Genomic DNA, 24,270 nt, shown 5'->3' on the forward strand with positions numbered 1-24,270 from the left:
ATGAATGATTTCTTCTCGGCCTTCGCCGACGATCTGCCGCAGCTGCGGTCCGGCCTGTGGGTGACCCTGGAGGCCACGGTGTTCGGCGCCCTGGTGGCGCTGCTCCTGTCCTTCGTCCTCGGTCTGATGTCGCTCAGCCGTCTCATGCTGTCGCGCGGGGTCTCCCGCGTGGTCGTGGAGTTCTTCCGCGGCACCTCGCTGTACGTGCAGCTGTTCTGGCTGTACTACGCGATGCCGCAGCTCACCGGGTACGAACTGACGCCGCTGGTCTGCGGGGTGCTGGCGTTCGGCCTCAACTACGGGGCGTACGGCGCCGAAGTGGTGCGCGGCGCCGTCAACTCCGTCCCGCGCGGGCAGTACGAGGCGGCGCTCGCACTGAACATGTCGCCGCTGCACCGGATGCGCAAGGTGATCCTGCCGCAGGCGTGGGTGCAGATGATCCCGTCGTTCACCAACCTGCTGATCCAGCTGCTGAAGGCGACCCCGCTGCTGTGGCTGATCTCGGCGGCGGACCTGATGACCGCCATCGAGAAGCTCCGCAGCCGCACGGGCGAGACCCTCACCGCGTACGCGACGCTGCTGGTCTGCTACTTCGTCCTGGCCTACGCGCTGACCCTGCTCATGAACCTGCTGGAGCGGTCCGCCAAGCGGCGGCTCGGTCTGGCCACGGGCGGGAAGAGCCTGCTGAAGAGCCGTAGCGCCGTGTCCGCCGCCCAGGCCGGAGGTGCCGGGTGAACAACGACTTCGACTGGGGCGCCGTCGGCGACGCGTTCCCCCAGGTCCTCAACGGGTTCTGGGTGACCCTGCTGGCCACGGTGTTCGGCACGCTGGTCGCCGCGGTGCTCGGGCTGGCCATCGCGGTCGCCGGGCGGGCTCCGAGCCGGCTGGTGACCGTGCCGGTGAAGACGGTGATGGAGTTCATCCGCTCCACCCCGCTGATCGTTCAGCTGGTGGGCGCCGCCGCCCTGTTCACCTCCGTGGAGCCGCTGACGATCGGCATCGTGGTGCTGGGCATCCACTACGCCACGTACACCTCCGAGGTGTACCGCGCCGGGATCGACGCCGTGCCGAAGGGGCAGTGGGAGGCGTGCCGGGCGCTGTCGATGACGCCCCGGCGGACCTGGCAGACCGTGATCCTGCCGCAGGCCGTGCGCAACGTGGTGCCCGCGCTGGGCAACTACGCGATCTCGATGTTCAAGGAAACGCCCTTCCTCGCCGTGATCACCGTGCACGAGATGGTCTTCGAGGCACGCGACTACGGCACACAGCACTTCGCTTTCACCGAGGTGTTCACGCTCGCCGGCCTGATCTTCCTGGTCGCGAGCTACCCCACGTCACTCCTGATGAGGAAGCTGGAGAAGCGCCTTGGCCACTGAACCCCTCCCCCTGCAGAAGAACGCGGCCAAGGCCTCCGAGGCCGTCGCGCCCGTCGACGCCTCCAAGGACGGCGGCCACCCGCTCGTCCGCTTCGACAAGGTCGTCAAGCGCTACGGGGACCACACGGTCCTGGACGAGCTGGACTTCACCGTCGAGCGCGGCGAGCACGTCACCCTGATCGGGCCCAGCGGCTCGGGCAAGACGACGATCCTGCGCCTCCTGATGACGCTGGAGCGGGTCAGCGACGGCGTGATCTGGATCAACGGCGAACCGCTGACGCACGTCCGGGCGCCGGACGGCTCGCTGAAGCCGGCGTCCGAGAAGCACCTGCGGGCGGCCCGCCGGAGGATCGGCATGGTCTTCCAGCAGTTCAACCTCTTCCCCAACATGAAGGTGCTCCAGAACATCACCGAGGCGCCCGTCAACGTCCTCGGCATGGACCGGGACAAGGCGGAGACCCGGGCCCGGGAGCTGCTGGAGCTGGTCGGGCTCTCCGGCAAGGTCGACGCGCACCCCTCGCAGCTGTCCGGCGGGCAGCAGCAGCGGGTGGCCATCGCCCGGGCGCTGGCGATGGAGCCGGAGATCCTGCTCCTGGACGAGGTGACCTCCGCGCTCGACCCGGAGCTGGTGGCGGGGGTGCTGGAGCTGCTGACGGACATCGCCAGGAACACCGACATCACGATGCTCTGCGTGACCCACGAGATGAGTTTCGCCCGGGACGTCTCGGAGAAGGTGCTGATGTTCGACGCCGGACGGGTCGTGGAGGCCGGTTCGCCGGAGAAAATCTTCTCCGATCCCTCGCACGAACGCACGCGCGAATTCCTCAACGCAGTGCTGTGACCTCGGCATCCGTCGCTCGCGCATGACGGCGGCATATGCCATACGGGTGCGCCCCTGCTGACAGCCCCGGGGCGCACCCACGAGTCCGCCACACACCGCCCTGAACAGGCCGTCGGCGGCTATCGTGGTGGCCAGGTCGGGGCCCGCGAACCGGCCTCCGGTCCCGACTGGCAGGGGGAAGCCGTGGTGTTGAAGCACGAACCGACCGCGCCGTTCCACTCGGTGCAGTACGCCCTTCGCGTTCTCGAAACGGTCTCCAAGCACGGCAGCGGGGTCACCGAGGCCCAGCTCTCCCGGGAGACGGGGCTGCCCGTCGGCCACCTCACCTCCCTGCTGCTGACGCTGCGCCGCGAGGGCTACGTCGAACAGATCACCGACGGGGCGTACGTCATCGGCGCCTCGCTGCTGCTCCTCGGCTCGGGCGCGGCCCGCCGCCAGGCCCTGGAGTCCAAGCTCCAGCAGACCCTGGCCCAGCTCCGCGACTCGGTCGGCGCGGCGGTCTACATCAGCCGGTACGTCGACGGCGAGATCCGCGTGACGCAGTACGCCGACAGCCCGCTCACCCCGGCGGTCAACGAGTGGGTGGACTTCAGGTCGGCCGCGCACGCCTCGGCGATCGGCAAGTGCCTGCTGACCCAGCTCGACCAGAACGGCCGCCGCGACCACATCGCCCGGCACAAGACGCCCCGGCTGACCTCGCGGACGATCACCAGCGAGAAGGTCCTCTTCTCCAAGCTGGACAGCCAGCCGGCCACGGTCCCGGTGCTCGACCTCCAGGAGTACGCGGTCGGCACGGTGTGCGCGGCGGTGCCGCTGACGGCCGGGTCGTCGGCGGGCTGCCTGGCGCTGTCGATGCCGGTGAAGGACGCCCACCGGCTGCGCGCGGCGGCGGACACACTGAACCGGCGCGCGGCCCCGATGCTGCTGTCGCTGGCCCTGTAGAGCCGCTGGTCATCAGCACCCCTCCGGACCAGGTATTATTTTCACGTCAGCAAGCGCCGCTAGCTCAGTTGGTTAGAGCAGCTGACTCTTAATCAGCGGGTCCGGGGTTCGAGTCCCTGGCGGCGCACAGACAACGCACGAGGCGGTTTCCGTATCCACGGAGACCGCCTCGTGCGTTTTGTGCTGCCCTTTTGCGCTGCCCGCAGCCATGTACGAACGTTTTACACGCTCGTACTAGACAGCTGTTTTAAACAGCCGTATATTCCTTGGCATGACGAACCCCCCGAGCACCACCGCCGCCCCCGGCGCACTCGCCGGCCGTCGGGAGTGGACCGCCTTCCTGGTCCTGCTCCTCCCCCTCCTCCTCGTCTCGATGGACGTCTCCGTCCTCTTCTTCGCGATCCCGTCCATCGACCGGGACCTCGCCCCCAGCGCGACGCAGCAGCTGTGGATCTTCGATGTGTACGCCTTCGCCCTGGCCGGCCTCCTCATCACGATGGGCTCCCTGGGCGACCGCATCGGCCGCCGCAAGCTGCTGATGATCGGGGCGCTCGCCTTCGGCGCCGCCTCGGTCTGCGCGGCCTACGCGAACAGCCCGGAGATGCTGATCGCGGCCCGGGCGGTCCTCGGGATCGGCGGGGCGACGCTGATGCCCTCGACCATCGGGCTCGTGCGCAACATGTTCCAGAACGAGCAGCAGCGGGCGAAGGCGATCGGCATCTGGTCGGGCGCCATGGCCGGCGGGGTCGCGCTCGGCTCGGTGCTCAGCGGGGTGATGCTCCAGCACTTCTGGTGGGGTTCGGTCTTCCTGATCAACGTGCCCGCGATGGTGCTGCTGCTGGTGCTCGTGCCGCTGCTGGTCCCGGAGTTCAAGGACCCGAACCCGGGCCGCTTCGACTTCCTGAGCGTCCCGCTGTCCATGGGCGCGGTGCTGCCGGTGGTCTACGGCATCAAGGAGAGCGCCGCCCACGGGTTCGACATCGCCTGGGCCGCGGTGATCGCCGCCGGGCTGGCCGTCGGCTGGGTCTTCGTCCACCGGCAGCGCACCCGCTCCGACGCGATGATCAGCCGGGAGCTGTTCCGGGGCCGCGGCTTCGGCACCGGGATCGGGCTCAACGCGCTGGCCGCCTTCGCGATGATGGGCTCGGCCTTCTTCACCACCCAGTACCTGCAGTCGGTGCTCGGCATGAGCACGATGGAGGCCGCGCTGTGGAGCCTGGCCCCGTCCCTGGCGGTCGGTGCGGCGGCTCCCACGGCGACCGCGCTCGCCCAGCGGGTCCAGCGGGCCTACGTGGTCTGCGGCGGGTTCGTCGTCGGGGCGGCCGGCTTCGGGGTCTTCACGCTGGCCGGGACCGACTCGCTGGCCCTGCTGCTGATCGGCTCGGCCGTGATGAGCAGCGGCATCGTCGCGGTGATGGCGCTCGTCTCGGACATGGCGATGGCCGTCAGCCCGCCGGAGAAGGCCGGCTCGGCCGCCTCGCTCCTGGAGACCGGGCAGGAGTTCGGCGGGGCGCTGGGCATGGCCCTCCTGGGCGCCGTCGCCACCGCGGTCTACCGGGCGGACATGCCCGCCGCCGCCCCCGAGGTCGCCCGCAAGACCCTGCCGGGCGCGCTGGCCACCGGCGACGAGTCCCTGATCGCGATCGGCCGGGACGCCTTCGTCCACAGCATGCGGTACGCCTCGGTGACCGGGTCCCTGGTCCTGCTGACCGGTGCGGTGCTCGCGGCGACGCTGCTGCTCAGGGCGACCCGGACGTCCCCGGCCGCCGAGGCACCGGCCGCCGAGGCTCCGGCCGCGGCTCCGGTCCCGGCCCAGGCCTGACCCGTACCGGCACAGCGAAACCCCGGAGAGTCCTCGGACTCCCCGGGGTTCGCCGCGTCACGGCCTCAGGTCAGAACTGCACGTCCGAGCACGCGTAGAACGCGTTGGCCGTGTCCGCGATGTTCCAGACGCTCAGGATGATGTGCTTCCCGGACTTCTGGGTCGGGATGGTGCCCTGCTGGGTCAGCGTCGCCGGGGGCTGCTGGTTGTTGTACGGCACCGTCATGAACGGCTGCGGCTCCAGGTCGGCCCGGGTGAGCGGCTTGGTGGGGTCCCAGCCGTCCTTGGTGATGTAGTACCGGAAGTCCGTCGTGGCGTGGCGGGCGGTGAACTGCCAGCGGAAGCTGAAGCCCTGACCGGCGGTCACCTTGGTGGCGGGCCAGTTGCCGCCGCGCGGGTCGTCCAGCTGGGCGAACTCGCCGTGGCCGCCGGAGCAGATCGCCCCGTCGGCCGGCCCGGCCGCCGGGAAGCCCTTCGGTCCCTCGACGCTCTGCGGCTCCCACTGGATGTTGCCGCAGCCGGTCACCGTGCCGTTGGCGCACAGCTTCTGACGGCTGATCGGGCTGTCCGTGTAGCCGTGGCTGCTGGCGCTGCTCGTCGCGAACATCGAGACGCCCGCTACCGCAAGGCCGACCAGGGCCGCGCTTGCCTTCATACGCATGAGATGTCGCTCCTCGGATCGTGGGGGGAGTGGGGATTCCATGAGCACAGCTGCGTACGCGCGTTCTGCGGTCTAGACCAAGACTTAGATTATTGCCGTGCCTTGACCATGTCCAGACCAATGAGCGCGTGATTCCGGTTGCCCTGGAACCTCCCCCCACGCCTCCTCAGTTGCCGTCGCCCCCGGTCCGCCCGACGTAGAACGCCACCGTCAAGTCCTTGACCAGCGCCTTCCGTTCGTAGTCGTCCAGCTCCACGAGCCCTCGTTCGGTGAGCCGGCTGACGGTGTCGTCCACCGCGTCCACCACCGAAGTCAGCACGCTGTCCCGGTGCTGCGCGTCGATCGCCGCGATCCGGCGCCGCTGCATGGCCGCCGCCACCTCCGGCGCGTACTCGATCCCGGTCGGCTGGGCCGAGTACACCTCGACGCCGACCGGCTCGCAGTCCGCCTTCAGCATCCGGGTCAGCGCGTCGCCGACCGCCTCCGCGTTGCGCAGGGTGTGCGCGTCCTCGTGGAAGGCGTCGGCGGGCAGCTGGGACAGGACCCGGGCCATCGCGGCCTCGACCTGCTCGCGCAGGTACGCCTCGTGGTCCTCGATCCCGAGCGCCGCCCGCACGGTGTCCTTGACCCGCCACACGACCTGGACGACGACCCGCAGCGCCGTGCCGTTCGCGTCCACGGCGGGCAGCGGCTCGCTGCGCCAGTGCCGCAGCCGTACGTCGATCCGGCGGCGCAGCAGCAGCGGGCTGACCCACACCAGACCGGTGCGCCGCACGCTGCCCCGGTACTGCCCGAAGAGCGTGAGCACCCAGGCGTGCCCGACCCGTCCCCGGCCGAGGCCGCCGAGCGCGAAGAGCACCACGGCCGCCAGGAACACGAGCGCCGCCCAGGCACCGGTGGGCAGCCCTTCGTACGGGCGCGGCCCGAGCCCGACCCGGGCGAGCACCGAGGCCGGGACCACCCCGGTCCACCACAGGACGCCGCCCGCCGCCACGATCCCGCCGAAGCCGGTGAGCAGGGCGGCCCAGCCGGGCAGCGCGGGCCCGGGCCGCTCGCGCAGCCGGGGGTCGGCGTCGGGGGCGGGCCGGGTCGAAGGCCGCACCTGCGGTGTCCTCGGCACGGGCGGCCGCCGCACCCCGGCCACGGGCTCGCCCCCGCCCGGCCGCACGACGGTGGACGGCAGGGCGGCGGCACCGGCGCGCCGGTCCTCGCGGAAGAGGAGGTGCACGGGGATGGAGGCGGTGCGCTCGTTGGCGATGACCGCCTGGTGGCGGCCGCTGTCCCGGACCGGGTCGGGCCGGGGCGCGGCGTCCGGCCCGGGCACCCGGGCCCCGGTGAGCGCGAGGACGGGCTCGGGCCGGGCCGCCTCCGCGAGGGGCGCGGCGTCCTCGGGCTCGGCGTCCCTGGGCTCGGCCTCCCCGGGCACGGCGTCCTCGGGCGCCGCGTCCTTCACGGGTTCCGGCGCGGGAGCCTCCGCAGGACGCGCGTCCTCCGGCTCCTCCGCGTGAGCCTCCGCCGGAACCGACACCGAGGCCGAGGTGGCCCCGAGCGAGGCCCCGCGGTCCTCGTCCCCCGACGGAAGGTCAAGCACCAGATCAACGACGGAATCCGCGTCGGAACCGGCGTCACCACCGCCCTCCGCGACGGCCGGCTCCGTCGGCTCCACGACCTGGACCACCACCTCCTCGTCCGAGGGCACCGACACCGGGACGGGCCTGAAGAGGGGAGGTGGCTCGGGCGCGCGGGGCGCGGCCGGGGCGGCGCCCCGCACCGGCAGCCCCTCGGCGACCGGCTCGTCCGCCGCCGCCCGCGCGGCCCACGCGTCCGTGACGCTGCCCGCTCCGCCCGGGCCGACCCATTCCCGTACCGGGACCGCTCCGTACTCCGTCTCCTGGCCGTACTCCGGGTTTCCGGAGCTGTCCGACACCGTGGATCGCATTTCCGCCTCCGTCATGTCCGTCGTGTCACGCGAAGAGTCGCCGCCAGGTCTCCGGGCCCGGATAGCCGTCGGCCTCCGTCCCCCGCCAGCCCTGGGCCTTCTGGAAGGTCTCGACATTGCGCCGGTCCGCCTCGGTCCACCGGGGGCTGGGGCCCAGCCGGTAGTGCGCGCCGTACCCCTTCTTCACCAACTGTTTTCCGAGCCGGTCGACATGGCTGTTGGACTGACCCGGCCGGAAATACCCCCGTCCGGGGAAGGCCGGGGCCGCCTTCGCGCCGCCCTGCCCGCTCGCGGCGGGGATGTCGCGGCCGGTTCCGGTCACCAGCAGCTTCCAGGTGTCGGGGCCGGGGATGCCGTCGGCCTCCGCGCCCTTCCACCCCTGGGCCTGCTGGAACGCCCGGGTGGCCCGGCGGTCGGCGTCGGTCCAGACCGGGTCGGGGCCGATCTTGTAGAAGCGCTTGCCGCCCCGGGCGACGAGCATCGCGCCGAGCCGGGTCACGTACGCGTTCTTCGCGCGGGGCCCGAACTTCGCCGCGCCGGGGAACGGCTCCTTCTCCGCCTCGCTGCCGGACTTCCCCGTGCTCAGGCCCTTGTAGCGGTAGGCGACATAGCTCGCGGAGTTGGTCCAGTACGCCATGGGCGTCGTCTGCTTGCGGGTGTGCGGCTTGGTCTGCTCGTACGCCGTGTAGTGCGTGTGCGTGTAGTCGGTCCAGCCGCCGAAGATCGTGACGTGCGACCCGTTCCCGGGGTCGGCGAGGTTGTGGAAGAGCAGGATGTCGCCCGGCTGGAGGTCCGCGCGGGCGATGCGGGTGCCGTACGCGGCGAGGCTGCCGGTCCACTCGTTGCCGGGCAGGTTCCAGGCCATCGACACATAGCCGGAGCAGTCCTGCCGGTACCCGTCCGACCAGTACTTCGACATGCTGTACGGGACCTGCGCGTCCAGCCACTTCTTCGCGCGGTTGATGATCTCGGTCCGGGTCGTCGCCCGCGGCTCGGGCGTCTTGGCCTGGGCCGCCGCAGGTCCCGGCGAACCGGCCCCGCGCAGCGGCCCCGGCAGCCCCTGGGGGCTGTCCGGCAGCGGGCCGATGCCGGTCGGCACCCCCGTGCCGGGCGCCGGGGCGGGGTCGGCGGGCGCCCCGGCGGACTCCGCGGCACCGCCGCCGAGCACCACCCCGGCGGCGGTGACCAGCACCATCGCGCGCCGCGCGCCGTGCGCGGCCGGGTGTCCCCCGTGCCGCACGGGAAGCCCCCCGGCGGCAGTCCGCCGCTGGGCGGCGCAGCCGGGACAGGGACAGTCGATGGCGGGTACGTACTCCTCGAAGGCCGGCACAGTCATGCGATTCCCCTCCGCAGTCGTCAAGTTCCTCGGGCGCATCTGCTCGGGCGTCAGCGTGGCAACGGTCGCGACCTACGTCACGACATACCGCAGTTTGACGGATAGAAGGGAAAAAACGACCATCCGACAGGCCGGGAAGGCGAGACGCCCCTTCGGGGGTGGTCGGGAGCACTGCCGGAGATCGGGTAGAGTTTTCCAGGTCAGCAGGCGCCGCTAGCTCAGTTGGTTAGAGCAGCTGACTCTTAATCAGCGGGTCCGGGGTTCGAGTCCCTGGCGGCGCACGCACAGCCAAGGCCCCCTCGCTTCGCGCGAGGGGGCCTTGGTCGTTCTTCGATGCGCTTCCGCGTCCGCCGCATGCGTGCGGAGGGTGACCGGTTATCGACGTAACGTCAGAAAGCGGCTGGGCGGACGGGGAGCGTCCCCCTACAGTGGGGTGTGCGGCGGACCCGGACGCCACCGACCTCCCGTGTCCGCGCCGGGCCACTCCCGCGGCCCGCGCACCGCGGTCGAGGACCGGCCCGGCCGCAGCCCGGGGAACGGGCGGCGGCCGGGCCAGGTACGGCTCCTCCGGGGATCAGGCCGCCTTCGCGGTGCCCTTCTCCGCCGTCAGGTAGGCCGAGACGACCACGTTCGCGGTGTACGAGTGGGACTTCTGGTCGTACGTGCCGCCGCAGGTGATCAGCCGCAGCTCCGCCCGCCCGTCCTTGCGGGGTCCGTACGCCTTCTGGGCGTCGAACCGGGCTCGGGTGAGGACCTGCACGTCATCGATGGTGAACTCGGCGACCGTGCCGTCCGTGCGGGTGACGTCGACCTTCGCGCCGGGGCGGGCCGCGCTGAGCCCGTAGAAGACGGCGGGCTTGGTCTCGGTGTCGACATGGCCGACGAACAGGGCCGGCCCCTCGGCGCCGGGCCGGGTGCCGTCCCCGTACCAGCCGACCGTCTGGGGCGTGTCGAAGGACGGCGGCTCGATGGCGCCATCGGCGTCCAGGCCCCGGGAGACGACGGGGGCCTCGACGCCGATGGACGGGATCTCGACGCTCTTCGGCGCGACGCCCCCGATCGGCGCGTGCGCCGGGGGCAGTGGTACGCCGAGCGGGCGCCCGACCGCGGCGACGTCGCCGGTGGTCGGGGCCGAGCCGATGCCCGAGCCGTCCGTGATCCCGCGGCCCCAGAGCCACAGGCCCAGCAGGAGGACGGCCCAGGTCACTCCGGTGAGCAGCCTGCCGCGCCCCGCCGACCCCTCCGGTGCGGACATGTCAGTCGGCCGCCGGGCGGCGACGGCGCACGCTGCGGAAGGCGACGGCCACGGCCGCGACGGCGGCCAGCCCGAGGCCGATCACCTCGTGGGCGGTGCCGGGGCCGTCCTGCTCGGCGGTCTCGCTCGCGAGCACGGCGGTGCCGCCGCCGCCCGCGTGGACCGGGGCGATGGGCACGGGCCGCTCGCGGTGCACGACGGTGAGCGTCGCGGTCACCCGGGTGTGCTTGTCGCAGATCGCCTGGACGTCGTAGTCGCCGGGCTCGGCGTCCGCGCGGACGCGCGCCTCGGCGTAGAGCGTGCGGTCACCGCCGCCGGACGAGAACCGCGCCTCGGAGACGAAGGCGTCGGAGTTCCCCTTGGCCTCCTTGGCCTTGCAGCCGGACAGCTCCAGCTCGACCTCGCCGCCCGGGGCGACGGACGAGGGTGAGACCGACAGGGCGGCACGGGACCGGGAGTCCTCGTGGCCGGAGCCGGATTCGGCCAGTGCCGAGGGGATCGGCACCAGAGTCGCCGCGGCCAGTGCGGCGGCACAGAACGTGAGGGGTATGGAACGCATCGTGAACCTCCTGATGGAAGGTTCACGCGCGCCGGGGCTTTCCGCATCCGGAGCGCGGGGGCGCTGGGCCGGTGGAGTGGGCCCCGCTCCCCCGCGTCGGGGGGGGTGTCAGCCCAGGTCTACGAGGTCGACCAGGTCCGCGATGGAGTCCACGACGGTGGACGGCCGGAACGGGTACTTGTCGATGTCCGCAACCGTGGTCAGCCCGGTGAGCACCAGGAAGGTCTGCATGCCCGCCTCCAGACCGGCCAGCACGTCGGTGTCCATGCGGTCGCCGATCATGGCGCTGGACTCGGAGTGCGCGCCGATCGCGTTCAGCCCGGTGCGCATCATCAGCGGGTTCGGCTTGCCCGCGAAGTACGGGGCCTTGCCGGTCGCCTTGGTGATCAGGGCGGCGACGGAGCCGGTCGCGGGCAGCGGGCCCTCGGCGGACGGGCCGGTCTCGTCCGGGTTGGTGCAGATGAACCGGGCCCCGGCGTTGATCAGCCGGATCGCCTTGGTGAGCGCCTCGAAGGAGTACGTACGCGTCTCGCCGAGCACCACGTAGTCCGGGTCGTGGTCGGTGAGGACGTACCCGATGTCGTGCAGCGCGGTGGTGAGCCCGGCCTCGCCGATGACGTACGCCGTGCCGCCGGGGCGCTGGTCGTCCAGGAACTGGGCGGTGGCGAGGGCGGAGGTCCAGATGTTCTCGACGGGCACGTCCAGGCCCATGCGGTTCAGCCGGGCGTGCAGGTCGCGGGCGGTGTAGATCGAGTTGTTGGTCAGGACCAGGAAGGGCAGTCCCGAGTCACGCAGCCGCTTGATGAAGGCGTCGGCGCCGGGGATCGGGGTGCCCTCGTGGATGAGGACCCCGTCCATGTCGGTCAGCCAGGACGAGATCGGCTTGCGCTCTGCCATGTGGGACTCCAGTTGCCGTACGCCAGGTGCGGGGACGCCGGCGGCACCGCGTTGTGCAGCGCCGACGCCCCCGAGTTTAGGCCGACTGTTCGACGTGGAGGTACTGGCTGACCACCTGGTGATCAGTGGTTCGCGCGGCGGGTGCGGCGGGCGGCGAGCACCATCGCGCCGCCGCCGATCAGGAATCCGGAGACAGTCAGGGCGGGCAGGGGTACGGGGACGGAGATGCCGGTGGCGGCGAGCTGCGGGACACCCGCCGGGTCGGTGCCCGGGGGCACCGGGCGCCGGGTGGTGCCGGTCGTGCCGGTCGTGCCGGGGTCCGCGTACCCCTCGTCGCCCTTGCCCTTCACCGTGCCGCTCCCCTCGTCCTCGTCCTCGCCGGTGCCGCCCACGTGCTCCCGGCCCGTCCCGTCCCCGCTCTCGCGGTCGCCGTCCGTCTCACCGGTCCCGGTGGTGTCCTCGTCGGGCTCGACCACGGAGAACGGGTAGTCCTCGGACTCGCCGACCCATTCCCCGTCGCCCCCGGTGCCGCTGCCGCCGCCCCGGCGCTGGACGATCGCGGCGTTCGCGGTGACCCGACCCGGGCTCGTGTCGGAGGTGAAGGCCAGCCGGACCTGGACGGTGACGGTGCGTCCGGCGGGCACGGTGAACCCGGGGAAGGCGTCGTCGCCCTCGCCGCCGAAGACCCCGATGTGCTCGTCCCGGTCGGTCGTCTCCCAGGTCACCCGGTGCTCGACCCCGGGGTGGGCGCGCTCCGAGAACTGGAGCTGGATCTGGTCCGAGGTCAGCGCGCGGTCCTCGTCGGTGAGGACGAGCACGGGATGGATGGCGCGGCAGGACTCGGTGGTCGTGTTCGTCAGGTCCAGGAACCAGGTGCCGTAGCCGCCGCCGGAGGCGTAGGTCTCGGGCCCGCCGTGGATGCGGGTGTCGATGGGGAAACCGGCCGACGCGGGGTTGCCGCAGGCCGGCTGCTGGTCGGCGGTGGCCGAGCCGGGCGCGCCCGCCCGGATCGGCCCGCTGGCCGTTCCGGCGACCGTGCTGCGCTGCGGGGCGGCGGCCGCGGCGGCCCCGCCCAGGACCACGGGCATCACGCTCGCGGCGGCCAGCCCGAGCGCGAGGCCGTGCCGGGTACGGCCGGCGCCGGGGGGGTCGGTGGTCTCGGTGGGCTCTGCGGGTTCGGGTGGCATGGCAGGGCAGCCTCCACTTCGTACGGCAAGGGCCGGTCGGGACGGGGCGCCGCGTGCGGCGCGGCTCGGGGTCCCTCGGGGTGGCCGAGGTTGCCACGCGCGCGCGAGGGTCCGCCGCAGGCGTGCCGGGGGGCCGCCCGGAGGGGGTGCGGGTGCGCCCGGACGGCGGAGGGGGCGCCGGTGCGCGCCCTGGCTCAGCCCGCCGCAGGCGCCCCCGCCGGGTCCACGCGGCCGAACAGCGGGCCCAGCACCAGCTGCGCCGCGCCCTCCGCGACCGGGCGGTCGCCCTCGCGGTGGGCGGTGACCGGGATCGGGGTGCCCCGCACCCCGTCGCGGCGGGAGCGTTCGTCCAGGACCGCGCGCACCCCGCGTACGTACGTGTCCGGGTCGGCGGCGACCGTGCGGCCGCCCAGGACCACGCGGTCGATGTCGAGGAGCCCGACGAGGTTGGCGGCGCCGGTCCCGAGCACCCTGGCCGCCTCGGCCGCGTCGCCCCGGCCGACGGCGGCCAGGCACAGCGCCTCCAGGCAGCCGCGTCCGCCGCAGCCGCACCGGATCCCGTCCAGCTGCACGGTCTGGTGCCCGAACTCGCCCGCCCCGGTCCGCTCCCCCCGGTGCACCGCGCCGCCGAGGACGAGCCCGGCGCCGAGGCCGGTGCCGAGGTGGAGGTACGCGAAGTCGGCGGGGCCGTCCGCGCCGAGGGCCAGGCCGAGGGCGGCGGCGTTGGTGTCCTTGTCGAGGACCACGGGCAGCCCGGTCCGGGCGGCGAGCGCGTCGCGCAGCGGGTAGCCGTCCCACTGCGGGAACCCCGTGACGCGGTGCAGCACCCCGCCCCGGTGGTCCAGCGGTCCCGGGACGGCGACGCCCACCCCGAGCACCGGCAGCGCCCCGTCCCCCCGTACGGCGGCGACCGCCCCTGCGGCGGCCTTCAGCACCTCGTCCGCCGGGGCCCCGAAGTCCAGCGGAGCCGTACGGCTCTCGGCGACGACGCCAGCGAGGTCCACGCGCACCACGGCCAGCCCGTCGCGGTCCAGGTGCAGCCCCACCGCGTACCCGGCCTCGGGGACCAGCCGGAGCACGGTCCGGGGCTTGCCGCCCGTGGAGGCGCGGCGGCCCGCCTCGGCGGCCAGGCCCTCGGCGCGCAGCCGGGCGGTGATCTTGCTGACGGCCTGCGGGGTGAGCCCGGTGCGCTCGGCGAGTTCGAGCCTGCTGATGCCGCGCTCGCCGGCCACCCGCAGCAGGTCGAGGACGAGGGCCGCGTTGTGGCTGCGCAGGGCGGGAAGGTTCGCGCCGGTGTTGCTCCTGTTCACGGAACCATTGTGGCCCGCGCTTGCACTTTGGCAACAGCGTTGCCAAAGTAGGCCCATGACCACCTTGCGCGTCGGACTCGTCGGCTACGGCCTGGCGGGGTCCGTCTTCCACGCCCCGCTGATCACCGCCACCGAAGGGCTCGTCCTCGACACGGTCGTCACCCGCGACGAGGAGCGCCGCGCCCAGGCCCGCGCCGCCTACCCGGACGTCCGCTTCGCCGGCTCCCCCGACGAGCTGTGGCAGCGGGCCGACGAGCTCGACCTGATCGTCATCGCGTCGCCGAACAAGACCCACGTACCGCTGGCGCGGGCGGCCCTGGAGGCCGGACTTCCGGTGGTCGTGGACAAGCCGGTCGCGGGCACGGCGGCCGAGGCACGGGAACTGGCGGCGCTGGCCGAGGAGCGCGGACTGCTGCTCTCGGTCTTCCAGAACCGGCGTTGGGACAACGACTTCCTCACCCTGCGCGCGCTCCTCGCGGACGGCGCGCTGGGCGAGGTACAGCGCTTCGAGTCGCGTTACGAGCGGTGGCGCCCGCAGCTGAAGGGCGGCTGGCGCGAGTCCGGCGACCCGCAGGAGATCGGCGGGCTGCTGTACGACCTGGGCAGCCATGTCGTCGACCAGGCGCTGACCCTGTTCGGCCCGGCGGCCCAGGTGTACGCCGAGTCGGACCTGCGGCGCCCGGGCGCGGCTGCCGACGACGACACGTTCGTCGCGATCACCCACGCCTCCGGGGTCCGCTCGCACCTGTACGTGAGCGCCACGACGGCCCAGCTCGGGCCCCGCTTCCGGGTGCTCGGGTCGAGCGCGGGCTTCGTGAAGTACGGCCTCGACCCCCAGGAGGCCGCCCTGCGCGAGGGCGCCCGGCCGACCGACGGCGGGCCGTGGGGCGAGGAGCCCGAAGAGCTGTGGGGCCGGCTCGGCGCGGGTGAGTCCCCGCTCACGGGCGGCGGCACCCCGGTCCGCACGCTCCCGGGCGACTACCCGGCGTACTACGCGGCGGTCAGCGACGCGCTGCGCGGGACGGGCGACAATCCGGTGACCGCTCTTCAGGCCACCGAAACCCTGGACGTCCTGGAGGCGGCCCGCCGCTCGGCCCGCGAGGGGATCACCGTCACCCTGCGGCCCACCGGCGCCTCCGCCCACGCAACCGAGGAGCAGCCCGTATGAACCCCACCGCTCCGACCATCTCCGAGCTGATCGCCCAGGAGCGCCGCCTCACCCTGCCGCACTTCGGCTACGACGACGCCTACGCGCTCGGCGCCCTGCTCGTCTCGCTGGCCCGGGAGCGGCACGCCCCGGTCGCGATCGACATCCGGCGCGGGGCGCAGCAGCTGTTCCACGCGGCGCTGCCCGGTTCGAGCGCGGACAACGACGCGTGGATCGACCGCAAGCGCCGGGTGGTCGAGCGGTACGGGGAGAGCTCGTACCTGGTGGGGACGCGGTTCCGGGCGAAGGGGACGACGTTCGACGAGGCGTCCCGGCTGGACCCGGACGTGTACGCGGCGCACGGCGGCTCGTTCCCGGTCGCGGTCGAGGGCGCGGGCGTCATCGGCTCGGTGACGGTCTCGGGGCTGCCGCAGGCGGAGGACCACGCGCTGGTGGTGGAGGCGCTGGAGCAGTTCGTGTCGCGGATCGACGGCTGACACGTACGGAGGGGTGGGGTCCGCTGACGCGCGGACCCCACCCCTCCGATGTATCGGGGTGCCCCTGAGCGCCCCTAGGCGTCCTTCAGCTCCTGCCGCTGCCGGCCGAGTCCGTCGATCTCCAGCTCCACGACGTCACCGGCCCGCAGGTAGGGCTTGGGCTCGGGCTGGCCCATGGCGACACCGGCCGGGGTGCCGGTGTTGATGACGTCGCCCGGGTAGAGCGTCATGAAGTGGCTCAGATAGCGGACGACCTCGCCGACCGGGAAGATCTGGTCGGCGGTGGTGCCGTCCTGCTTCAGCTCGCCGTTGACCCAGAGCTTCAGCGGGAGGGACTGCGGGTCGGCGACCTCGTCGGCGGTGACCAGCCAGGGGCCCAGCGGGTTGAACGTCTCGCAGTTCTTGCCCTTGTCCCAGGTGCCGCCGCGCTCGATCTGGAACTCGCGCTCGGAGACGTCGTGCGCGACCGCGTACCCGGCGACGTGGGCGAGCCCTTCCTCGGCCGTCTCCAGGTGGCGCGCGGTGCGTCCGATGACGACGGCGAGCTCGACCTCCCAGTCGGTCTTCACGCTGCCGCGCGGCACGAGCACGGTGTCCTCGGGCCCGACGACGGTGTCCGGGGCCTTGAAGAACAGGATCGGCTCGTCGGGGATCTGCGCCCCGGTCTCCGTGGCGTGGTCGTGGTAGTTCAGCCCGATGCACACGATCTTGCCGATGCGGGCGAGCGGCGGACCCACCCGCAGCCCCTCGGCGTCGAGCGCCGGCAGTTCGCCGGACGCGGCCGCGGCGGCCCGCACCCGGGCGAGCGCGTCCTCGTCAGCGAACAGGGCGCTGTCGATGTCGGGGACGACGCCCGACAGGTCACGCAGGGTTCCGTCCTCGTCCAGCAGCGCCGGTCGTTCCGCGCCCGCCGTACCCACACGAAGCAGCTTCAAGAGTCGTTCTCCTCGATCGGATCAGGCCCGTCGGATGGGTAGCGGCCATCGCAGGCTTGTCCGATCCTCCAAGACATCCGATCACTCCGCAAGACCCTGTTCACCACCTGGACCGGGCCGCCCCCGCGCCGGAGTTAGGCGGCCGTGGCGACCGCGGCGCCCGGCACGGTCATGTCGCGGTACAGGAAGGCCCGCTCGATGGCGGTCCAGGTCGTGCTGGTGACCACGTACAGCGCGGCGGCCAGCGGCACGAAGGCGACGGTGAAGAGGGTGAAGAAGGACATCAGCGGCATGAGCTGGTTCATCGCGCCCATGCCGGGCATCGGCTGTCCGTCGGGGCCGGTGGCCGGGGTGACCGGGTTGGCGGCCATCTGACGCTTCGTACGCCCGTAGTTGAACGTCGCGACGGCCGCCACGATCGCGAAGAGGCCCAGGTAGACGAGGCCCTGCGCGCCGAACATCCCGCCGTGCGACAGGGCGTCGTGCCAGCGCTCGCCGAGCGGGGCCTCGAAGAGCTGGTGACCCAGGAGCGAGTTGGCCTTGTCGCCGATCTTCTGGCTGGAGAAGAGGTGGTAGAGCAGGAAGAACGCCGGCATCTGGAGCAGGCTCGGCAGGCAGCCGGAGAGCGGCGAGACCTTCTCCTCGCGGTGCAGCTCCATGAGCGCCTTCTGCATCTTCTCGCGGTCCTTGCCGTGCTTCTTGCGCAGCTCCGCGATCTGCGGCTGGAGCCGGCGCTGCGCCTTCTGCCCGCGGGCGGCGGCCCGCGAGAGCGGGTGCACGGCGAGCCGGACGAGCGCGGTGAACAGGACGATCGCGGCGGCGGTGGACGCGCCCTGGAAGAGCGGGTGGAGCAGGTCGGCGAGAGCGCCGACCAGGCTGGCGAAAGCGGACATGAAGGCGGACATGGAGCCCTCCGGGGTCTCGTCATGCGGGAAGCGAGGAGTACGTGCTTCGGCGTGACGGGTCCGCGAAGGGGCTGATGTGCCCTTGCGAAAGGCTGGTGTGCCCTACGCGGCCGTCGGGAGGGCGCGGCCCGGTGCTCGGGGGCGTCGGCGCCCCTGGGCGTCCGGGTCCCGTTGCGGGAGGAACGCGGTGCGCTTCTCCCGGTCGCGCATGGCGGTGCGCACCCGGGTGCGGGGCACCGGGGCGGCGCAGCGGGCGCTGATGACCGAGCAGGCGACGAGCGCGGTGCCGGCGGCCGCCGTGGCGGCGAGCGCGACGGCGGCGGAGATGCTGCCGCCCTCGGCGAGGAGGACCTCGGTGAGGAGGAAGAGGAGCAGCCCCGCGGGGCGCAGGACGCGGGAGAGACCGTCGCGTACGCGGCTCATGGCGTCGGTGTCCATGGGCGGTGCCTCCCTTCCGTATGCGCTCCTGTCGGTCCATCCGTTATACACGACCGGCCGAGCGGGTCAACGTACGTTGACAGCCATCCGGTCCGCCTCCACCTCGTCCCGGGCCAGCACCTCGTCGTCCGGCCGTTCGTCGCGCTCGCGCGGCCCCGCGTACGTCACCGCGAGCGCGACGGCCAGGTTGGCGGCGAGGGCGACGATGCCCGCGTTCACACCCCACACCGGGTCGTTCTCCGTGAACACGAACCCGCACACCACGCCGACCCCGACGACCAGCCCGGACATCGCCCCGAGCAGGGTCAGCCGCCGCCACATCAGCCCCAGCAGCACCATGGGGAGCAGCTGCGCCATGCCCTCGTACGAGATGAGCGAGAGGCGAACGAGGGTGTTGGGGGCGGTGTAGGTGAGGAGCAGCGCCAGGGCGCCCGCGACCACGACGACCAGCTGCGCGGCGCCCTTCTGCCGGCGCTCCCAGCGCGGCACGAGGGAGAGCACGCTGCGGCCCCACATCGTGCCGATGACCAGCATGAACACGGCCATGGGCACGATCGAGGAGAGCGCGGCGGCGACCCCGATGACGCCGACGGACCAGGCGGGCAGCGAGTCCGTGACGAGCTCGAAGAGCGCGAGGTTGGACTCGGCGCCGACCAGCCCCGGCACGACGAACAGCGCCGCCATGCCGAGCAGCATCGGGACGAAGAGGAGGACGTTGTAGGCGGGCAGCCACATCGCGTTGCGGCGGAGCACGTCGGCATTCTTCGCGCCCAGGTAGCCGGCGACGGTGGTCGGGAAGATCACGACGGTGAGCGAGTTCAGGAACGAGGTGGTGATGAACCACGCCTGTCCGAGGCCGCTGTCCCCGTGGCCGGGGAAGGTCAGCCACTCGCTCTTCTCGGTGACGAGCCGGTCGAGGAAGGGCCCGTAGCCGTCGAAGTAGTGCACGGGCACGTAGATCGCCAGGAAGCCGAGCGTGACGATGACCAGCAGGTCCTTCAGTACGGACACCCAGGCGCTGCCGCGCAGCCCGCTGACCACGACGAAGCCGGTGGTGACGGCGAAGGCGATGAAGTAGGCCCAGTTCAGGCTGATGGCGCCGTACGAGATCGTGGAGACGACGACGCCCATGCCGGTGATCTGAAGCTGGATGTACGGCAGCAGGAACACGGTCGCCAGGACGGCGACGAGCGCGCCGAGCCAGGGCCGCCCGAAGCGGTGCGCCACCATGTCGGTGATCCCGACGAGCCCGTGCTTGCGCGCGTACGCCCACAGCATCGGCCCGACGACGTAGCCGACGGCGTACCCGCAGGACATGTACGCGACGACGTACAGGACGGGCGCCCCGTAGTTGTAGCCCCAGCCGGCGGCGCCGAGGTAGCTGAAGCTGGTGTAGCCCTCGCCGGCCATCAGCACCCAGATGAAGACGGTGCCGAGGCTGCGCCCGCCCACCGACCACTCGGCGAGCCCGCCCCCGCCGCCGCGCGTGCCGCGTACGGCGAGCAGCCCCAGGGCGACGGTGGCGACCATGAAGACCCCGAAGACGGAGGTCGCGACGGCGGCGTTCACCGGCGGTCACCCCGCCGGGTCATCCATACGGCGACGGGGGTCAGCAGGGTCGCCCCGAGCAGCCAGAAGAAGAGGAACGGCAGCCCGAGAACGACGGGCCGGACCCGGTTCACGAACGGCAGCGCCCCGAGGTAGAGCACGTAGGGGACCAGCAACCACAACAACTGCGGACGTCGTCTGAGCACGTGGAGACACGTTAGAGGGTCGGCGGCGGGTCCGTGGCCGGTGGTCGTCAACACCTCCGGCACGCGACCGGGCTCACGCCCCCGGGCCCGCGGAGTAGCCCCCGTCGCGTGCCCGCACAGCAGTACGGTGTGGTGCATGCGCCCCGACACCCCTGCCGACCACATCTCCGAAGCCGAGCGTCTGCTCCGCACCGCGGCGCAGTACCCCGAGGACCACGAACCGCTGCTCCTCCAGGCCGCGGCCCACCTGGAACTCGGCGGCGACCGCGCCCGCGCCACGACGCTCTACGACGAACTGCTCGGCGACTCCCGCACCGAGCACCCGCAGCTGGTGAAGGCGCTCAGCGCCGCGAACCTGTGGGAGTACGGCCACGAGGCGGAGGCCCGCGCGCTGATCGACGGCGTCCGCGTGGCGGCCCCGCAGGAGGCGGCCCCGTGGGAGATCGCGGCCGAGACGCTGGAGGCCCACGACGAGCTGGAAGCGGCCCACGACCTCTTCTCCACGGCCCTGCGGCTGCTGATCGCCCCGGGCGAGGAGGTCCCGTACCAGACCCAGTCGCTGCTGACCGGCCGCCACCGGGTCCGCCGCCTGATGGGCGTCGCGCACGACGCGTGGGACGAGCTGGCGGACACCCTGCACACGGCGGCTGTCCCGCTGGACGAGCTCCACGACCCGAAGCGGCTGTGGTCGCTCGGCTCGTCGGACCCGGGCGAGCTGCGCGCCGAGATCACCCGCCTGCGCGCCGAACTGGGCACATACCGCACGGCGTTGTCCCGCCCGTTCCCGGTGGCGGTGCTGCACTGGCCGGCCGCCGAATTCCGCGAACTCCTCACGGCGTACCCGAGCCTGGGCAGCGAATACGCCTCCCACCCGGACCACTTGGCCCGCCTGGAGGCGGCCCTGCGCGACCTCCAGGCGGCGGGCACCCCGAACCTCGGCATCGTCCGCGGCACGGTCCCCTCCTACGAAGCCTTCGCCGCCTCCGAATCCGCGTCCCCGGCGGACCCGGACCTCCTCCCCCAGTACGCGACGACCCTGGCCGCGCGGGGGCGCGCGGTGCCGTGGCCCCCGGCGAAGAGCGCGGAGTGCTGGTGCGGGTCGGGGGAGTCGTACCGGGGGTGCCATGGGGGGCGGGTGTAGGGGCTGACGGGGGCTGCCTGAGGCTTCCCCGGTGGCGAATAACGGATGCCGGGGCGCGCCCCGGCTCCGTACCCTTCACCCATGCCCGAACTCCAGCGACTGCGCCCCGACCACGCCCCGGCCGTCCTCGCCTTCGAGACGGCCAACCGCGCGTTCTTCGCGGCGTCGGTCCCGGACCGCGGCGACGCGTTCTTCACCGACTACCCGCCCCGCCACGAGGCCCTGCTCACCGAACAGGCCACGGGGACCTGCCACTTCCACGTCCTGGTGAACTCCTCGGGCGAGATCCTGGGCCGCTTCAACCTGATGGACGCCGCCGCCGGCACCGCCGAACTCGGCTTCCGCCTCGCGCAAAAGGCCACGGGCCGCGGCCTGGCGACGACCACGGTGCACCAGCTCTTCGACCTGTGCCGCACGCGCTACGGCCTGACGACGCTCAGGGCCAGGGCGGCGGTGCGGAATACGGCGTCGCGTGCGGTGCTCGGCCGGACGGGGTTCGTGGAGACGGGCGAGGCGGTGGAGCTGAGCGGGGAGGCGGGGGTGGCGTTTGTGCGGGTGCTGGGGGCGGAACCCCCGACAGCGGAGGTCCGGGCATAGGACACTTGGCCGTGATGAGTACCGCCAAGCCCTCCTCCCCCGCCGTCTCCGCCCGCATGAGTCGCCAGGCGAGCCGCGACACCGCGCCGGAGGTGGCGGTCCGGAAGCTGTTGCACGCGTCCGGTTACCGGTACCGCCTCAACGAGCGGGTGCCCCACATGTCCCGGCGGACGATCGACATCGCCTTCACCCGGGCCAAGGTCGCGGTGTTCCTGGACGGCTGCTTCTGGCACGGCTGTCCCGAGCACGCGACGCGTCCGAAGGCGAACGCCGAGTGGTGGCGGCAGAAGCTCGACCGCAACATGGCGCGCGACGCCGAGACGACAGCACATCTGGTCGCCGAGGGGTGGACGGTCCTGCGCTTCTGGGAGCACCAGACCCCCGTCGAGGTCGCGGAGAAGGTGGCGGAGACGGTCGATCGTGAACGGTCCGAGAGGCGGACGGGACGGGGACACGAGGGCTTGTGAGCGGATTGCGGTTCGTGGACGTGTGCGCGGGGGCCGGCGGGCTGGCGCTCGGGCTGGAGCAGGCCGGGTTCGAACCGGTGCTCCTGCTGGACAGGAAGGCGGTGGCCTGCGAGACCCTGGGCCTGAACCGACCGCACTGGAAGGTCCTGGAGATGGACCTGCTGGACTTCGTCCCCGACGAGCACCCCTATACCTACGACGTCGACCTGCTGTCCGCCGGACTCCCCCGCCTCCGATCGAGCGCGACGGCGACGAGGGCGGACACCGACGAGGAGGAGCGGCTCCTGCGGGCCACGGTCCTCCTCGCCCCTGCGATCCAGCCGCACGCCATGATCATCGAGAACGTGCCGGCGCTGGTCGAAGCCGCGGCGTTCGCGCCCCTCCGCACCTTCGTCCACGAGGAACTGGAACACCTCGGGTATCGGCTGCACTGGTTCGTGCTGAACGCAGCGGACTTCGGCGTGCCGCAGGTCCGGAAGCAGGGAGTCCTCGTCGCCCTCAAGGCACGGTACGCGAAGCGCTTCCGCCCGCCCCCGCCCACGGTGACCACGCACACCTCGGCGGGTGAGGCCCTGCGACGATCCATGGCGGCCCGTGGCTGGAGGGGCGCCGACGCCTGGGCGGACGGGGCGGGCGCCGTCGCACCGACGCTCGTCGGCGGCTCCGACAATCGAGGGGGCGCCGATCTGGGGCCCTCCGGCACGAAGGCGGCCTGGGCACGGATGGGGGTCAACGGCGGAGCACTGGCCGACACCGTCCCAGGTCCCGAGGACGACGGCCGTTCGGACCTGATCAAGCTCACGGACGCCCAGACCGCGCTGTTGCAGGACTTCCCGGCCGATTGGCTCTTCTCCGGAAGGAAGACCGCTCGGTACCGCCAGATCGGACACGCCTCCCCGCCACCTGTGGGGAAGGCGCTGGGTCTCGCTGTCGCGGAGGCGCTGAGTGGATGAACGTCTCCGAGCCGGCCGGCTAGACTGCCCTACCATGACCGCCCCGCACCACCCCTCGCCCTCCCCTGCGCATTTCCGCATCGTGGATCTCTTCGCAGGTCCGGGCGGCATCGACATCGCCGCCGCGATCATGGGGGTGGAGAGCATCGGGGTCGAGTGGGACGACCCGACCCGTGCGACGCGCGCCGCGGCCGGTCTGCGCACCACCACCGAGAAGGACGTCGCCGCGCTGGGGCCGTGCGATCCCCAAGTCGCGGACGCCAACGTGCTCACCGGCGGACCGCCGTGCCAGTCGTTCTCCGTGGCGGGAAAGCGCGAGGGCCACAAGGCCCTGGACGACGTGAAGCGGCTCGCCAGGTGTCTGACCACCCCCCGGGACCTCGCCTCCTTCCGGAAGGCGTGGAAGGCGGTCAAGGCCGAGACCGACGCCATGTCCGACGCACGTACGGGGTTCGTCCTCCAACCGCTGCGTTGGATCATGGAGGCGAAGCTCGAACGCCGTCGGCCGTACGAGGTTGTGGTCCTCGAACAGGTCCCCACCGTGCTCCCCGTGTGGAGGCACTACGCCGAGTTGCTCAGGGGCATCGGTTACGCGGCCGATGCCCACGTACTGCAGGCCGAGCGCTACGGCGTCCCGCAGACGCGCCGGCGGGCGGTGCTGATCGCCCAGTGGGACCCGGAGAAAACGAGCAGGAAGCCGGACTTTCCCGATAAGACCCACCAGCCCTACCGCAAGGGTGGGCTGTCTGCCGCGCCCCCGGCGCCCCTCCGCGAGGAACCGCCCACCGCACAGCAGGGCCTGTTCGCCTCCCAGGAGTCGGATCCGTCCCGGGAGCCGGAGCCTCGGAAGTCGGAGAAGGACGGTTGGGTGTCGATCGGCGCCGCCCTGGCGGCCACCCGGCCCCGCGACTTCGTCCTGGTCTCCAACTACGGTTCCGGCGGCGACCCGAAGAACCGGGGCCGCCGCACCTCGGAGGAGCCGGCCGCGACGATCACCGGAAAGTTCCGTCGGAACCGGCTCTTCCTCCTGAAGGAGAACGAGTCGGGCGAGAAGGAGGTCGGCGAGGAACTGGACCGGTTGTCCTTCGAGGAGGGCGGACTCCTCCAGTCGTTCCCCGCCCGGTATCCGTGGCGGTCCACCGACGTGGCCCAGCAGATCGGCAACGCCGTACCCCCGCGCCTCTCCCTGCACGTCCTGAGCTTCGCTCTGTTGCGTGAGGCACCGAGGGACGAGTGGTTCACGCAGCTCGCTGAGTGGAAGCCGCCGTCCACATCCTCGGAGGACACGGCCGAAGGCCCCTGACGCGGGGC

25 protein-coding genes and 2 tRNA genes are annotated in these 24,270 nt (G+C 72.4%); 14 read left to right on the plus strand and 13 right to left on the minus strand.

Annotated features, from left to right (window positions below; all coding sequences use genetic code 11):
- The 6 genes from ehuC (at position 1) to OHS17_RS11750 (ending at position 4,981) form a co-directional block, all read left to right on the plus strand.
- Positions 1-735, plus strand: a complete 735-nt coding sequence (gene ehuC / locus OHS17_RS11725; RefSeq protein ID WP_018105694.1) for an ectoine/hydroxyectoine ABC transporter permease subunit EhuC — start codon at positions 1-3, stop codon at positions 733-735.
- Positions 732-1,376 (plus strand): ectoine/hydroxyectoine ABC transporter permease subunit EhuD, encoded by a 645-nt coding sequence (ehuD, locus tag OHS17_RS11730; RefSeq protein ID WP_330312116.1) that lies wholly within the window; start codon positions 732-734, stop codon positions 1,374-1,376. Before ehuC ends, ehuD begins: the two co-directional genes overlap by 4 nt.
- Positions 1,366-2,217 (plus strand): ectoine/hydroxyectoine ABC transporter ATP-binding protein EhuA, encoded by an 852-nt coding sequence (gene ehuA, locus OHS17_RS11735; protein WP_330312117.1) that lies wholly within the window; start codon positions 1,366-1,368, stop codon positions 2,215-2,217. Before ehuD ends, ehuA begins: the two co-directional genes overlap by 11 nt.
- Before the next feature lie 183 nt (positions 2,218-2,400).
- Entirely contained in the window at positions 2,401-3,159 is a 759-nt protein-coding gene (locus tag OHS17_RS11740; protein WP_330312118.1) for an IclR family transcriptional regulator, read from the plus strand.
- A gap of 53 nt (positions 3,160-3,212) precedes the next feature.
- Positions 3,213-3,286 (plus strand) — tRNA-Lys (locus tag OHS17_RS11745).
- 144 nt (positions 3,287-3,430) lie between these two features.
- The gene (locus OHS17_RS11750; RefSeq protein WP_330312119.1) at positions 3,431-4,981 is read left to right on the plus strand and encodes an MFS transporter; all 1,551 of its coding nucleotides are present in this window, start codon (positions 3,431-3,433) and stop codon (positions 4,979-4,981) included.
- 70 nt (positions 4,982-5,051) lie between these two features.
- Here the strand turns inward: OHS17_RS11750 and OHS17_RS11755 are convergent, their stop codons facing one another.
- The 3 genes from OHS17_RS11755 to OHS17_RS11765 form a co-directional block, all read right to left on the minus strand.
- Positions 5,052-5,642, minus strand: a complete 591-nt coding sequence (locus tag OHS17_RS11755) for a lytic polysaccharide monooxygenase auxiliary activity family 9 protein (RefSeq protein WP_037786447.1) — start codon at positions 5,640-5,642, stop codon at positions 5,052-5,054.
- A 166-nt stretch (positions 5,643-5,808) separates the two neighbouring features.
- Positions 5,809-7,581, minus strand: a complete 1,773-nt coding sequence (locus OHS17_RS11760) for an SPFH domain-containing protein (protein WP_330312120.1) — start codon at positions 7,579-7,581, stop codon at positions 5,809-5,811.
- A gap of 25 nt (positions 7,582-7,606) precedes the next feature.
- Entirely contained in the window at positions 7,607-8,917 is a 1,311-nt protein-coding gene (locus tag OHS17_RS11765; protein WP_330312121.1) for a peptidoglycan-binding protein, read from the minus strand.
- 207 nt (positions 8,918-9,124) lie between these two features.
- Here OHS17_RS11765 and OHS17_RS11770 point away from each other — a divergent pair.
- Positions 9,125-9,198 (plus strand) — tRNA-Lys (locus OHS17_RS11770).
- Between the two features lie 293 nt (positions 9,199-9,491).
- Here the strand turns inward: OHS17_RS11770 and OHS17_RS11775 are convergent.
- The 5 genes from OHS17_RS11775 to OHS17_RS11795 form a co-directional block, all read right to left on the minus strand.
- Complete coding sequence (locus tag OHS17_RS11775; RefSeq protein ID WP_330312122.1) at positions 9,492-10,172, minus strand: class F sortase; 681 nt, start codon at positions 10,170-10,172, stop codon at positions 9,492-9,494.
- Position 10,173: 1 nt separating this feature from the next.
- Positions 10,174-10,731 carry a hypothetical protein gene (locus OHS17_RS11780; RefSeq protein ID WP_018105685.1) on the minus strand — a complete coding sequence of 186 codons (558 nt, stop codon included), beginning with the start codon at positions 10,729-10,731 and terminating at the stop codon, positions 10,174-10,176.
- Positions 10,732-10,839: 108 nt separating this feature from the next.
- The gene (locus tag OHS17_RS11785; RefSeq protein WP_018518008.1) at positions 10,840-11,628 is read right to left on the minus strand and encodes an HAD-IIA family hydrolase; all 789 of its coding nucleotides are present in this window, start codon (positions 11,626-11,628) and stop codon (positions 10,840-10,842) included.
- A 122-nt stretch (positions 11,629-11,750) separates the two neighbouring features.
- Positions 11,751-12,815 (minus strand): hypothetical protein, encoded by a 1,065-nt coding sequence (locus OHS17_RS11790; protein WP_330312123.1) that lies wholly within the window; start codon positions 12,813-12,815, stop codon positions 11,751-11,753.
- Between the two features lie 194 nt (positions 12,816-13,009).
- Positions 13,010-14,182, minus strand: a complete 1,173-nt coding sequence (locus OHS17_RS11795; protein ID WP_330312124.1) for an ROK family transcriptional regulator — start codon at positions 14,180-14,182, stop codon at positions 13,010-13,012.
- On the opposite strand from OHS17_RS11795, the gene OHS17_RS11800 reads away from it, so the two are divergent.
- Together OHS17_RS11800 and OHS17_RS11805 are read left to right on the plus strand one after the other, a co-directional pair.
- The gene (locus OHS17_RS11800; protein WP_330312125.1) at positions 14,181-15,293 is read left to right on the plus strand and encodes a Gfo/Idh/MocA family oxidoreductase; all 1,113 of its coding nucleotides are present in this window, start codon (positions 14,181-14,183) and stop codon (positions 15,291-15,293) included. The two genes, OHS17_RS11795 and OHS17_RS11800, sit on opposite strands and share 2 nt — an antisense overlap.
- The gene (locus OHS17_RS11805; protein ID WP_018105680.1) at positions 15,290-15,769 is read left to right on the plus strand and encodes a heme-degrading domain-containing protein; all 480 of its coding nucleotides are present in this window, start codon (positions 15,290-15,292) and stop codon (positions 15,767-15,769) included. Before OHS17_RS11800 ends, OHS17_RS11805 begins: the two co-directional genes overlap by 4 nt.
- Positions 15,770-15,843: 74 nt before the next feature.
- Here the strand turns inward: OHS17_RS11805 and OHS17_RS11810 are convergent, their stop codons facing one another.
- The 5 genes from OHS17_RS11810 to OHS17_RS11830 form a co-directional block, all read right to left on the minus strand.
- The gene (locus tag OHS17_RS11810; RefSeq protein ID WP_330312126.1) at positions 15,844-16,704 is read right to left on the minus strand and encodes a fumarylacetoacetate hydrolase family protein; all 861 of its coding nucleotides are present in this window, start codon (positions 16,702-16,704) and stop codon (positions 15,844-15,846) included.
- A 134-nt stretch (positions 16,705-16,838) separates the two neighbouring features.
- Entirely contained in the window at positions 16,839-17,609 is a 771-nt protein-coding gene (locus OHS17_RS11815) for a YidC/Oxa1 family membrane protein insertase (protein WP_330312127.1), read from the minus strand.
- Between the two features lie 102 nt (positions 17,610-17,711).
- Positions 17,712-18,047 carry a DUF6412 domain-containing protein gene (locus OHS17_RS11820; RefSeq protein ID WP_161211217.1) on the minus strand — a complete coding sequence of 112 codons (336 nt, stop codon included), beginning with the start codon at positions 18,045-18,047 and terminating at the stop codon, positions 17,712-17,714.
- Positions 18,048-18,113: 66 nt separating this feature from the next.
- Positions 18,114-19,616 carry a sodium:solute symporter family protein gene (locus OHS17_RS11825; protein WP_330312128.1) on the minus strand — a complete coding sequence of 501 codons (1,503 nt, stop codon included), beginning with the start codon at positions 19,614-19,616 and terminating at the stop codon, positions 18,114-18,116.
- Positions 19,613-19,771, minus strand: coding sequence for a DUF3311 domain-containing protein (locus OHS17_RS11830; RefSeq protein ID WP_330315229.1), 159 nt, complete (start codon positions 19,769-19,771; stop codon positions 19,613-19,615). Before OHS17_RS11830 ends, OHS17_RS11825 begins: the two co-directional genes overlap by 4 nt.
- Before the next feature lie 166 nt (positions 19,772-19,937).
- Here OHS17_RS11830 and OHS17_RS11835 point away from each other — a divergent pair, with 166 nt between their 5' ends.
- From OHS17_RS11835 to OHS17_RS11855, 5 genes are all read left to right on the plus strand, one after another.
- Positions 19,938-20,942 carry an SEC-C domain-containing protein gene (locus tag OHS17_RS11835; protein ID WP_330312129.1) on the plus strand — a complete coding sequence of 335 codons (1,005 nt, stop codon included), beginning with the start codon at positions 19,938-19,940 and terminating at the stop codon, positions 20,940-20,942.
- A gap of 81 nt (positions 20,943-21,023) precedes the next feature.
- Positions 21,024-21,539 carry a GNAT family N-acetyltransferase gene (locus tag OHS17_RS11840; protein ID WP_330312130.1) on the plus strand — a complete coding sequence of 172 codons (516 nt, stop codon included), beginning with the start codon at positions 21,024-21,026 and terminating at the stop codon, positions 21,537-21,539.
- A 14-nt stretch (positions 21,540-21,553) separates the two neighbouring features.
- Positions 21,554-22,006, plus strand: coding sequence for a very short patch repair endonuclease (locus OHS17_RS11845; protein WP_330312131.1), 453 nt, complete (start codon positions 21,554-21,556; stop codon positions 22,004-22,006).
- Complete coding sequence (locus OHS17_RS11850; RefSeq protein ID WP_330312132.1) at positions 22,003-22,959, plus strand: DNA cytosine methyltransferase; 957 nt, start codon at positions 22,003-22,005, stop codon at positions 22,957-22,959. Before OHS17_RS11845 ends, OHS17_RS11850 begins: the two co-directional genes overlap by 4 nt.
- Before the next feature lie 34 nt (positions 22,960-22,993).
- The gene (locus tag OHS17_RS11855; RefSeq protein ID WP_330312133.1) at positions 22,994-24,262 is read left to right on the plus strand and encodes a DNA cytosine methyltransferase; all 1,269 of its coding nucleotides are present in this window, start codon (positions 22,994-22,996) and stop codon (positions 24,260-24,262) included.
- Positions 24,263-24,270: the final 8 nt, after the last annotated feature.

This window comes from Streptomyces sp. NBC_00523 (assembly GCF_036346615.1).
GTDB lineage: Bacteria > Actinomycetota > Actinomycetes > Streptomycetales > Streptomycetaceae > Streptomyces.